Origin of the sequence: Vibrio anguillarum (assembly GCF_001989995.2) — a bacterium.
In the GTDB taxonomy this organism is placed as follows: Bacteria; Pseudomonadota; Gammaproteobacteria; order Enterobacterales; family Vibrionaceae; genus Vibrio; species Vibrio anguillarum.
Map to the genome: position 1 here is coordinate 1 of NZ_JAHGUP010000056.1, position 12,305 is coordinate 12,305.

6 protein-coding genes are annotated in these 12,305 nt (G+C 46.1%); 5 read left to right on the top strand and 1 reads right to left on the bottom strand.

Annotated features, from left to right (window positions below; genetic code table 11):
- The first annotated feature begins 442 nt into the window (after window positions 1-442).
- A complete protein-coding gene (locus PL85_RS13830) occupies window positions 443-799 on the top strand; it encodes a YibL family ribosome-associated protein (RefSeq protein WP_026027197.1) in 357 nt (118 codons plus the stop codon).
- Window positions 800-861: 62 nt separating this feature from the next.
- On the opposite strand, the gene malT is transcribed toward PL85_RS13830, so the two are convergent.
- Window positions 862-3,570, bottom strand: coding sequence for an HTH-type transcriptional regulator MalT (gene malT, locus PL85_RS13835; protein ID WP_017046883.1), 2,709 nt, complete (start codon window positions 3,568-3,570; stop codon window positions 862-864).
- Between the two features lie 586 nt (window positions 3,571-4,156).
- Here malT and PL85_RS13840 point away from each other — a divergent pair.
- The 4 genes from PL85_RS13840 to PL85_RS13855 all read left to right on the top strand — a co-directional run bounded on the left by PL85_RS13840 (window position 4,157) and on the right by PL85_RS13855 (window position 12,069).
- Window positions 4,157-6,610, top strand: a complete 2,454-nt coding sequence (locus tag PL85_RS13840) for a glycogen/starch/alpha-glucan phosphorylase (RefSeq protein ID WP_013868184.1) — start codon at window positions 4,157-4,159, stop codon at window positions 6,608-6,610.
- Between the two features lie 101 nt (window positions 6,611-6,711).
- Window positions 6,712-8,889: a 4-alpha-glucanotransferase gene (malQ, locus tag PL85_RS13845; protein WP_115339953.1), complete on the top strand. Its 2,178-nt coding sequence runs from the start codon at window positions 6,712-6,714 to the stop codon at window positions 8,887-8,889.
- Between the two features lie 181 nt (window positions 8,890-9,070).
- Complete coding sequence (glgB, locus tag PL85_RS13850; protein ID WP_115339952.1) at window positions 9,071-11,260, top strand: 1,4-alpha-glucan branching protein GlgB; 2,190 nt, start codon at window positions 9,071-9,073, stop codon at window positions 11,258-11,260.
- Between the two features lie 290 nt (window positions 11,261-11,550).
- On the top strand, window positions 11,551-12,069 hold the full coding sequence (locus PL85_RS13855) for an Hcp family type VI secretion system effector (protein ID WP_013868180.1): 519 nt from the start codon (window positions 11,551-11,553) through the stop codon (window positions 12,067-12,069).
- The last annotated feature ends 236 nt before the right edge of the window (window positions 12,070-12,305 follow it).

Consider the following 12,305-nt stretch of genomic DNA (forward strand, 5'->3'; position numbering starts at 1 on the left):
TCATCTCCATCATGCTAGCGCGGGTAGCAGCCATTTGTTCGTGATTCAGTTTTTGTGTTTCTGAAAAACTGAGATACATCATACTTAACGAAATAATCAGTAGCGGAACAATGGATAGCACGTAGAGTCTTTGGCGAATAGTCAGGCTCATGGTTATTTCCTGTTGTTATGTTATTGGCCTTGGTACTTTAACTGACGGTTGACATGCTCGTTGTTGTTATAAATATAGCTTAGCTAAGTTTGCGGCACCGCGTCTTACAAAGAGCATATTTTCATATGAAAAATGGGTGTTATGTCAAATTGGAATGCTAAGTAGAGTTGTTATGCCCTCTATGACTTGCCAGTGGCTTTCATTTCACCGGTTTAAGCTTAATTTCTATATAGAGTATAGATAGGCTGTGATATACTCCGCGCCCACTTTACTTTCGAAGAGCCAGTGACCATGAGCCTGAAAAATGAAATTCAACAACTCAATAACCGTTTAGATACGTGTCGCCATAAGCTCGATGCGGCTAAAGGTCGTGGCGATCAAGTAATGATCAGCAAATTTACCGATGAAGTAGAACAACTGACGAAAAAGCTCGCCCAAGCAAAACACAAGCAAAATTATACGGTGAGCAAAGAGCGTAAGAGTTTGCTCGATATGCCATTTTCTCGTGAGTTGACCAAAGCCGAACAGGCGGATTTAGGTCAATTGAAAAAGTCAGTTAAAGGTTTAATAGTGGTACACCCGATGACAACAATGGGCAAAGAACTGCGTTTAGAAGTGATGACTGGTTTCGCTCCAAAAACCTTCTAACCATCATGTTTTACGACAGAAAAGAGCCAGATTATCTGGCTCTTTTTGATCGTACCTGCGACTCAATAGCCCATAAGTTGCAATAAATTCTCGGCGGTGTGGATTGCCTCTTTGCGGTTAGCAATATTCAGTTTTTGGTATAGGTTGCGGATGTGGGTTTTGATGGTGGTTCCTGCGACATCCAGCTCTTGTGCAATTTGCTCATTGCTAAACCCAGAGTAGATAAGCCCCAAGACTTGCCATTCACGTTGAGTGAGTGGGCTGGTACGAACCAGCTCAGGAATATTTGGGTGATTAACCAGCTTCTCAACAAACTCTTCGTCGAAATGGACTGATCGGCTGCGCTGAGTGGTAGAGATCTCTTTCATTAACTGTTGTGCGCGGTGGCGTTCCAGATCTCCCAATTCGGATCGGCTAGAGAGTTTTTCCAACAAGTGGCCGATCTGCGAACCATCGATTAAAAAGTTACCCACCATACCCGTCTGATTGGTTAGCTGTAGCGCCTCTTTGAGTTTTTCTTTCGCCACTTCTTCATTGTGCACTGTGGTGGCTAGAACGGCTTCGAGGATCAAATTACGGTTTAGGTCAGTAATCAACTGATAAGTTTGCGCTTCGTGCTGCATAAACGTCAAAGTTTGAGTCGCATCTTCCAAATGACCTAAGTGAATCTGAACTCGAGCAATATTGCGCCATTGAAGCTGTGAAAAGTGATTGCATGCTTTTTCTGGTCGAATGGTGGTCTTGAGCCACTGCAACATTGCTTCATCATTGCCACGAGCTTGCCAAAATAGAATCAGTGAGAGCGAAGCATTCGCCGTCCAGTCTACGTGATAAGTCGATTGTTTCAGTAAGTGCTGTATTTGTTCGATGAACTTACCCGCTTTATCGAGTTCACCGCGGCCAATAGCAATACGTGCCAGCATAGAATAACTGTGCAGATGTTTGCTTGGAGAGTGGTTGCCCAATACGCGTAGTCCTTTATAAGCGCATTCTTCCGCTTCATCCAAGCGGTTCCAGCACCACAGGATTTGGGCACGTATCCGTAGTAAGAACTCATGCAATGGCACTTGCTGCAATTGCTGCTCTTCAATTAATTTGAAGGCAATATCCTGCACTTCAAAAGCGGCTTGCACATAACCTTGGGCAATCAAGATCTCGCTTTGCTGTAGTAATGCCCATAGCGCTTGGTGGTAAACCTGATACTGGCGTGCCAGCTTTTCGGTTTGTTGCATCATCGAGAGTGCACGGCTTAATTGACCGAGCACGTGGTTCACTTCGCCGACGACTGAAGTGGCGACAATACGACTGCGGTAAACGGTGTGATCCAGTTGGCTCAGTGCTAACTCCGCAAGTTCTAAGGCTTTTTCTGGCTCATTTTGGTTGATCGCGACTTGAGCACGTAGGGCATTGAATTCGCCTTGTTCTTTGGTGCTTAGCTGAACATTGAGCGCTTTCATCTCGTTGGTCGATTTGGTCAGCAGATCCCCAACGTCAAAGTAGCGGTGCTGACTTTGAGCCAGCCAAGCTTGTAGCATACACAGTTTAGGCTCGCGATAGAGTTGGGCCGGAGAGAGTTGGTTAATGGCCTCTTCGAGAGCCAAAAGCTCGCCTTGGTTGAACATCTTCCAGCCAAATTGCGTCAAGATAGTAGCGAGTAAGTCAGTATCGTTGGCGAGCGTGGCGTGACGCAACGCTTGATGAGGTGTGGCTTCTTGCAACCAAGCGTGCGCGGCGGCACGGTGTAGATCGTGTTCCTGCTGCGGGATGCGCGCCAAGCGTTCATGAGAGAGGAATTCCGCAAATAAGTTGTGGAACCGGTACCAGTTGTGCTCACCTTCCAGTGGATAAATGAATAAACCATAGCGGTTGAGCGACTCAATCATGCTCAGCGCGTCGTCACGTTTGGTGAGTGCAGAGACTAACACGTCATTAAAGTGATCGAGCACCGAGCATTGCATCAAAAATTGGCGCGTTTCTTTATCGAGTAGATCAAACACTTCCTCAACTAAGTAATCCCATAAATGTGCATGATTAAATTGCGATACTGACTCCGCTGTTTGAGCCAACGTGCGCTTTTGGTGCTGTGCTTGTAAGGCAATCAATTGCAGTGCAGAGGGCCAGCCTTCGACATAGGTGCACAAGTTGTTGGCAGTATCATCATCCACGCCATCAGAGACCCGTTGATTAAAGAAGCGTGTTGTTTCTTCGGTATCAAAGGCGAGTAGCTCATTACCAATTTCGATCATCAAATCGCGTACGCGCAAGTTGGCCGTGCCTAATGGTGGTGTGGCACGGCTAGTGACGACCAGCGTTAGGTTGTCTGGCATGTGTTTGAGGAAAAAGCGCATCGCTTCGTGGATATCGTCATCGGCGATCAAATGGTAATCATCGAGAACCACATAGCACTCTTTGTTAAAGCCAGACATTTCCGAAAACACTTCACTAAATAGCGAGTGTAAAGAAGAGAACTGGCGTCGCTCGGCCAGTTTCTGGGCATTTGGACAACTTTGCTGAGTCGCTTTATTAATCGCTTGCAGTAAGTAGTTGATAAATCGGAACGCATCATTGTCGCTTTCATCGATGCTATACCAACCCACATTGGTCTTGTCTGATAACCATTGCGCTGCCATGGTGGTTTTTCCATAACCTGCAGGCGAGCGAAATAGCACGAGTTTGTAGCAAGGTGCTTGGGCAAGCAGCTCTAACACACGCGGGCGAACGATGGCGTTGTGTAGGCGGCCGGGACGAGTAAGCTTAGAAGGTATCCACATCTTCCAGATTCCATTTATTGTTCTTGTTACTGACTTAAAAGCTGATCGCAGCTTTGGAGGCGCTTAGTAAGAAGAGCATCATTATTTAGGAGTACACAAGTGAACTATCACTCATTTTGTGTGGATGTTACTTGATGTCGTGACGCACGTTTATTGATCCATCCCGAGATTCTTGCAGGATTCACATTTACTCATCATCTACGCCCTGTAATTGTGACTTTAATCACTAAAACTTCTTTGTTATGCGCTATATAAAAACTGAGCATGTACAAAATCTCATGTAATTTGTAAATGAAGCTCATTTTTTTGAGAGCCAATTCTCATATTGAGAGATTGATATTCCCGATCGAAACCTTAGCGTCATGAGCGGTATTTAGGCTAGTGAGCAAGGTGATGTGATCACAATCACTGCTTATGAACCGCTATGTGCAACGAATGAGAGATAGATCACTGCGACTCTGGTGCTCGCCCTCTACGCCCTGAGCCCTCCTCCTAAACGAGGTCATTTTTAGGAGGATGCCGACCTTGCGTAGCTGATGCACGATATGCCGAAGATGAATTAAAACGACTAAGTGAGATTTCGCTAATGAAACCTACGCAACAGAAGAAGTTTGATAAAGCTTCGTTCCAAGACAACGTAAAGAAACACCTGACTGCCACCTACGCTACCACCATTGAAAATGCAGATAGCCGTTCATGGTATCTCGCAATGGGGCGCGCACTGGCTGAATTAACGATGTTTGATCTACTCGAAACTGAGCAAGACGAGCGCATTGTTAACGCTAAGGGTCTGAACTACCTATCACTTGAATTCTTGATTGGCCGTTTAACTGGCAACAACCTCATCAGCATGGGCCTGTATGAGCAAATCACGGAAGCGATGGCTGATTTAGGTCAGAACCTAACGGATTTATTAGAAGAAGAACGTGACCCATCCTTAGGTAATGGTGGTTTAGGGCGACTTGCGGCATGTTTCATGGATTCGTGCGCTGCGCAAGAGTACCCAACCGTAGGTTATGGTTTACATTATGAATATGGTTTGTTTAAGCAATCTTTTAGTGAGGGCCACCAACAAGAAGCTCCTGATGAGTGGCGTTGTGTTGAAGGCTACCCGTGGGAAGTGGCACGACCACACCTAGCACAAGAGATTGGTTTTTACGGCCATGTTGACGTTATCAATGACAATGGCGTGGAAAAACGCCGTTGGATTCCGAGTATGTTTGTCCAAGCAATGCCTTGGGATTTACCGATCGTCGGCTATGAAAGCGACACGGTTTACCCACTTCGTTTATGGGAATGTCGCGCAATTGCGCCTTTCTCACTGGCTGATTTCAACAACGGTAACTACTTTGAAGCACAGCATGCCTTGATTGATGCAGGCAACATTACCAAAGTACTTTATCCAAACGATAACCACGAAAAAGGTAAGACACTGCGTTTGATGCAGCAATATTTCCATAGCGCGGCGTCAATGCGTGACATTTTGCGTCGTCATGCGGCGGCGGGTCATGACATTGCTGATCTTCCTAAATATCAAACCGTTCAGCTAAACGATACTCACCCAACGATTTCCATTCCTGAATTGATGCGTATCTTGATTGATGAGAAAGGCATGGGCTGGGATGAAGCATGGGCGATCAGCTCAAAAACGTTCGCCTATACCAACCATACGCTACTGCCTGAAGCACTCGAAACGTGGAGCGAGTCGTTGATCCAGCGTTTGCTTCCTCGCCATATGGAAATCATTTACGAAATCAACCACCGCTTCCTGCAAGAAGTACGAGCCAAGTGGCCGGGTGATGTGTCGAAACAGCAAAAACTCTCCATCATTCAAGATGGTTTCCACCGTGTAGTGCGTATGGCAAACCTTTGTGTGGTTGGCTCTTATGCTGTGAACGGTGTGGCAGCGCTGCACTCGGAGTTGGTAAAACGCGATCTTTTCCCAGAATTCCACGAGCTTTACCCAACACGTTTGCACAACGTAACAAACGGCATTACGCCGCGTCGCTGGTTGAAATTTTGTAACCCAGGTTTGTCGGCGCTTATTTCGGAAAAAATTGGCACTGAGTGGCCAGCGCACCTTGACCAGCTAGAAGCGATTGCGCAATACGCTGACGATGCGAAATTCCAAAAAGAGTTTATGGCGGTTAAGAAACACAACAAGCAGCGTCTGGCTGATTGGGTATCAGAGAACATGGGTATTGAGCTTGATACCAATGCCATCTTTGATGTGCAGATCAAACGCTTGCATGAATACAAACGTCAGCATTTGAATATGTTACATATTCTCTCTTTGTATCATCGTTTAGTGAATGACCCAACGTTCGATATGACGCCGCGCGTGGTGTTCTTCGCGGCTAAAGCGGCACCGGGTTACCACCTAGCTAAAGAGATCATCTACGCCATCAATAAAATTGCAGAAAAAGTGAATAACGATCCGCGCATTGGTAACAAGCTAAAAGTAGTTTTCATTCCTGATTACCGCGTGAGCATAGCTGAAATCATCATTCCTGCTGCCGATGTATCTGAGCAAATTTCTACTGCAGGTAAAGAAGCATCCGGTACCGGTAATATGAAAATGGCGCTAAATGGTGCTTTAACCATAGGTACGATGGATGGTGCAAACGTGGAAATTCGTGAGGAAGTGGGTGATGACAACATCTACATCTTCGGTTTGGAAGTGGACGGAGTCGAAGCATTAAAAGCCAGTGGTTATAACCCATATGATTACTACAATGCGGATCCGCTGCTTAAGGCTTCACTGGATTTGTTGGTGGGTGAAGAGTTTACCCCAGGCGCTCCGGGTAAATTGAAAGCCACGTTCGATAGCTTGCTTGATGGTGGTGATCCATACCTAGTGCTGGCTGACTTCGCTTCGTATGTACAAGCGCATCAGGCGATGGACAAGCAGTACCGTGACCAGGCTGGCTGGGCGAAGAAAGCGATTCTTAACACCGCGTTGGTGGGTAAGTTCAGCTCTGACCGCAGTATCCGTGACTACGTTAACAACATCTGGAAATTAGAAACCGTTAAACGTTAATTTTCAAGTAAGCCAAGGCCTTAGAGCCTTGGCTCTATGATGACTCATTATAATAAAACCCTACCCATTTGAAGGGGAAAGAAGTCCCTTCGGAGAAAGCGATGAAACAACTAAACGCATTAAAACAAGTAGCGGCGATGGCGAACATTGCCGACAGCTACATAAGCGCGTGGGGCGACGAAGCGAAAGTGGAAGATGAAACCATTATCCGCTTATTGGCGTCTTTGGGCTATGACACAACCAATGATGAAACGCTGCTGAAATCAGCAGAAAAGAAACACAAGAAAGATGTATTAGATCCTGTTCTCGTTATTCGTGAAGGTGAAGCGGTGGAAGTGCCACTTTATCTAGGTGCCAGCGCACGTGAAAGCGAATTTAACTGGCGCTTAGAAACCGAGCAAGGAGAGGTACTTGAAGGCTATCTTCAATCGCAAGTCGTTCGTGATGAACGCGCTGAGGGTGGCCCTTTAGTGTTTGCATTGCCAAGCGATTTGGCATGGGGATATCACAAACTGTTGGTGACACGGAAACGCCGTAAAGCACCGTATGAGCTCACGCTGATAGTGACGCCAAAAGCCTGTTACAAACAAGCACCTATTACTGAAGGTAAAAAATTGTGGGGCCCGAGTGTGCAGCTTTACACGCTGCGTACTCAGCACAACTGGGGTATTGGTGATTTTGGCGACTTAAAACAGTTAGTGGCGGATATTGCCTCTCGTGGCGGCGATTTTGTCGGCCTTAACCCGATTCATTCTCTCTTTCCTGCAAACCCGGAAGGGGCGAGTCCTTACAGCCCATCGTCACGCCGTTGGCTTAATATTTTATACATTGACGTGAGTTCAGTGCCTGAATTTGCTTTGAGTGCGGATGCGCAGCAAAAAGTAGGCAGTGCGGAGTTTCAGCAACGTCTTCAGAAAGTACGTGAAGCGCATTGGGTAAACTACACCGAAGTTGCAACATTAAAAATGAGTGTCTTGCCACTCCTGTTCACCGAATTTAAAAAACGCCATTTAGATAAAAATAGCGATCGCGCACAAGCCTTTTTGAATTTCGTTGAAGAAGGTGGTGAGAGCTTAGTGCACCAAGCGGCATTCGATGCGCTGCATGTCGATTTACATGCCCAAGATCCGAATGTATGGGGCTGGCCGGTTTTCCCTGAAAAATATTGTCGGTTTGAAAACAGCGCAGTACAGAAATTTATCGAAGATAATCAAGATAAAGTTCACCTATACATGTACTTGCAGTGGATTGCTGATGGCCAAATTAATGAAGCCCAAGCACTCGCGGAAGAAAAAGGCATGGCGGTCGGCTTATACCGCGACCTTGCGGTGGGTGTGGCTGATTCAGGCTCTGAAACTTGGGCTGATGCCGGTAACTTGATTTTAGACGCCAGCATTGGCGCACCGCCCGATATTCTTGGACCACTTGGTCAAAATTGGGGCTTACCACCGCTTAATCCACAAGTATTACAAGCAACCGCTTACGATGCTTATATCAAGCTGCTGCGCGCCAATATGAAACATTGCGGTGCGCTGCGCATTGACCATGTACTTGGTTTACTGCGCTTGTGGTGGGTACCAAAAGGTGAAAATGCCACTAAGGGTGCTTATATCTACTACCCAGTACAAGATATGCTCGCGATTTTAGCGTTGGAATCTCACCGCCATCAATGTAGCGTGATTGGCGAAGATTTGGGTACAGTACCTGATGAAATCGTCGATATTTTAGCCGATGCGGGTGTTCACTCTTATAAAGTGTTCTTCTTTGAAACCGCAGAAGATGGCGGCTTTATCTCACCGAAACATTACGCCGCTCAGTCGATGTCGGCACTGTGCACACATGATATGCCAACGTTGCGTGGTTTCTGGCATTGCGATGATCTCAAAATGGGCAGCGAAATTGGTTTGTACCCGGATCAAGCTCAGCTCGAAACCTTGTTTGAGGATCGTTTGAAATGTAAACAAGGCATTTTGGATTCGGTGGCATGGCATGGTTATTTGCCTGAGGGGGTGGGGCGTGATGCGAGCCTTGTCCCAATGGATTCCTATTTAAGTGAGGCGCTGCAACTGCACGTTGCATCTGGTGCATCGACCTTGCTCAGTATTCAGTTGGAAGATTGGTTGGAAATGGATAAACCCGTTAATATTCCGGGTACCGTTAATGAGTACCCTAACTGGCGTCGTAAACTTTCAATGAATTTGGATGAAGTATTTGCGCGTGATAATGTCAATCGCATTGCTGCACGTTTAACGGAAGTGCGAGCGAGTGTAAGTAAATAATCACTTACTGAATAAACCTTGATGTGACTTAGTGTTATCTTTCTTAATCATGGCATGAAGAATTTTAGTCTAGGTCACTCAATGTAACAGCAGAGTTCGGTACACTGAACCTCGCTAGTATGCCCGCCATTTTAGCGGGCATTTTTATACGTTTAAAGAAAGTTAGGTTAGGAGTAGGGATATGAAAACAAAAAAGCTTTCAAAGCTAAAGCAGGCATATAGCCAACTTTCCCATGCATCATTTACAGATCCATTCTCATTTTTAGGCCCTTACCTTGCACCCGATCAAGGTGTGCTACGCGTTTGGATACCGGGTGCCGAAAAAGTTGAGCTGGTGGTGGAAAATCAACCCCGCATTCTGCTTGAGCGTGAAGATGAGTCGGGTTTCATTCTCAAATCAGATATTGATTTACGTTTTACCCACTACCAATTGGCGGTGGATTGGGCTGGTGTCGAGCAACTCATCGATGACCCATATCAGTACCATGGCTTGTACGCCGAGTATGATGATTTACATACGCCGAAATCGATGTATCACCACATGGGTTCGCAGTTCGTAACTATGGATCGTGGTGGTAAACAAATCTCAGGTATCCGTTTTTTAGTCTACGCACCGCATGCAAAAGCGTGCAGTTTGATTGGCGCATTTAACCAATGGGATGGACGTCGTAATCCAATGCAGCGCCTTGATTACGGTATTTGGGGAATTTTCATGCCCAACTTACCCGAAGGTACGCAATACAAATTTGAATTGAAAGGGCCTCATGGTGAAGGGTTACCGCACAAAGCCGATCCTTGGGGTTACTACGCCGAGCAGTACCCTTCATTTGCCTCGGTAACATACGATCATCGTCGCTATGAATGGCAAGACAGTACGTGGCAAGCTCGCCCCATCACCGAAAAGCGCAAGCAAGCGCTCTCTTTCTATGAGTTGCACGTGGGCTCTTGGCGTCGTAATTCGGCGGGTGAATTTTTAAATTATCGTGAGTTGGCCGATCAACTGGTGCCTTATTTGGTCGATTTAGGCTATACCCATGTAGAGCTTATGCCCGTTTCTGAGCATCCATTCTATGGTTCTTGGGGCTATCAACCTGTTGGCTTATTTGCGCCAACGAGCCGTTTCGGTACGCCCGATGATTTTAAATATTTTGTTGATCAATGTCACCAAGCCGGTCTTGGCGTGGTGCTCGATTGGGTTCCCGCACATTTTCCTGCCGATAGTCATGGCTTAGCCAATTTTGATGGCACCCCTTTATTCCATGATCCTGATCCGCGCCGTGGTTGGCATCAAGATTGGAGTTCGTATATTTACGACCTTGGCCGCGAACATGTGCGCCGTTTCTTAGTCTCGAATGCGTTATATTGGTTTGAACAGTTCCATATCGATGGCATTCGAGTAGACGCCGTTGCGTCGATGCTCTATCTCGACTACTCACGCAGCCATGATCAGTGGATCCCAAATGTGGATGGCGGCAGAGAAAATTACGATGCGATTGCCACCTTAAAGTGGATGAACGAAGAAGTGTACAAACACTTCCCGAATGCTATGACCATTGCTGAAGAATCAACAGCTTTTCCCGGCGTTTCAGCGCCAACCTTTATGGGCGGCTTAGGCTTTGGTTTCAAATGGAATATGGGCTGGATGCATGACAGTTTGGCCTATATAAAAGAAGATCCTGTCCATCGTAAATACCATCACAATGTCATCACCTTCCCGTTAGTCTATGCACACAGTGAAAACTATGTGTTGTCGCTATCACACGATGAAGTGGTGTATGGAAAAGGTTCGATCCACAACAAAATGCCCGGCGATGAGTGGCAACAAACGGCAAACTTGCGTGCTTATATGGGTTACATGTATGGCCAGCCGGGTAAAAAACTCAACTTCATGGGCACTGAATTTGGTCAAACGGCAGAATGGAATCATGATGACCAACTTCAGTGGTTCTTATTGCAGTTTGAACGCCATCAAGGAGTGCAGAATTTAACGCGAGATCTCAATAAGATGTATCAAGCCGAGCCTGCACTTTTTGAGTTAGACAGTGAGCCTCGTGGCTTTGAGTGGCGCTTACAAGATGCGGCCGATGCGAGCATTCTTGCGCATGAACGCATGAGTGACTGCGGTGAACGTATTTTAATTATCACCAATTTTACCCCTGTTCCTCACCAAGCTTTTCGTTTAGGTATGCCTGTCAAAGGTGAGTATCAATTACTGCTTAATACAGATGATAGACACTATGGCGGTAGCGGTTTTGAAGTCAAAAACCGTGTACTGACTGAAAACGTTGAGAGTGAGGGTTTAGACCAATCTATTTTGGTCTGTGTACCGCCACTGGCAACTCTCTACTATAAGCTAGAGACAAGGGTATAGTTGTCAACCCCATTGCAATTTAATGAGTTGAATGGTTCCTTGTTAAGTCTCAACATCAAAATCCCGATTTACAGTGTGAATCGGGATTTTTACATCTGGCTGTCTCAGAATGAGGGTAAGTTTTTACCCATCGAAGCAATATCTTGCTCATGCTGGGCAGGTTTTTGCTCAATCAAAAATACATACAATATAAGTGTTTGATTTTAAATGGTAATAGAGTTGGCACTGACTTTGCTCTATGACGAGTGAACTTGTTTCATACCATTCATCATTAAAGTAAGGAATTTGCAATGCCAACTCCATGTTATATCTCTATCGAAGGCGAAACTCAGGGCCTGATCACTGCTGGTGCTCTGTCTACTGATTCAATCGGTGATGCGTTCGTTGAAGGTCATGAAGACCAAATGTTGGTTCAACAATTTGACCACGTTGTAACTGTACCGACTGATCCACAATCAGGTCAGCCTTCTGGTCAACGTGTTCACAAACCATTTAAATTCACCGTAGCGCTAAACAAAGCGGTTCCTCTTCTTTATAACGCACTGGCGTCTGGCGAGAAGATGAAATCGGTTGAACTAAAATGGTACCGCACTTCTATCGAAGGTAAGCAAGAGAACTTCTTCACTACTACACTCGAAAGCGCGTCTATCGTGGACATTCACTGTGAAATGCCACATTGCCAAGATCCAGCGAACGGCGACTTCACACAAAACGTTACGGTTTCTATGTCTTACCGTAAAATCCTGTGGGATCACGTGAATGCGGGTACTTCAGGCTCTGACGACTGGCGCAAGCCTGTTGAAGCGTAATCACGCTTAGTTTTTGGGTCGCTCACTCGTGTTTCATGTCCTTGGGGTGAGTGGCCCACACCAAAACCTTAAGCTCAGTACGTAGCCTAGTTATGTATTGAGCTTAAGGTTTTTCGACATTCAAATGTGGAAGGTAAAAAGATGGCAAGGTTAAGTTTTAGGCTCACCGTGGAGGGTTTGGCAGACGACACGTTGGTGGTGCGTGAATACCAAGGCGTGGAATCGCTGTCTGATAG

What these genes read in the sequence shown, in the direction of transcription:
- PL85_RS13830 (WP_026027197.1), top strand. Translation starts at nt 443, where the DNA reads ATGAGCCTGAAAAATGAAATTCAACAACTCAATAACCGTTTAGATACG.
- malT (WP_017046883.1), bottom strand. Translation starts at nt 3,570, where the DNA reads ATGTGGATACCTTCTAAGCTTACTCGTCCCGGCCGCCTACACAACGCC.
- PL85_RS13840 (WP_013868184.1), top strand. Translation starts at nt 4,157, where the DNA reads ATGAAACCTACGCAACAGAAGAAGTTTGATAAAGCTTCGTTCCAAGAC.
- malQ (WP_115339953.1), top strand. Translation starts at nt 6,712, where the DNA reads ATGAAACAACTAAACGCATTAAAACAAGTAGCGGCGATGGCGAACATT.
- glgB (WP_115339952.1), top strand. Translation starts at nt 9,071, where the DNA reads ATGAAAACAAAAAAGCTTTCAAAGCTAAAGCAGGCATATAGCCAACTT.
- PL85_RS13855 (WP_013868180.1), top strand. Translation starts at nt 11,551, where the DNA reads ATGCCAACTCCATGTTATATCTCTATCGAAGGCGAAACTCAGGGCCTG.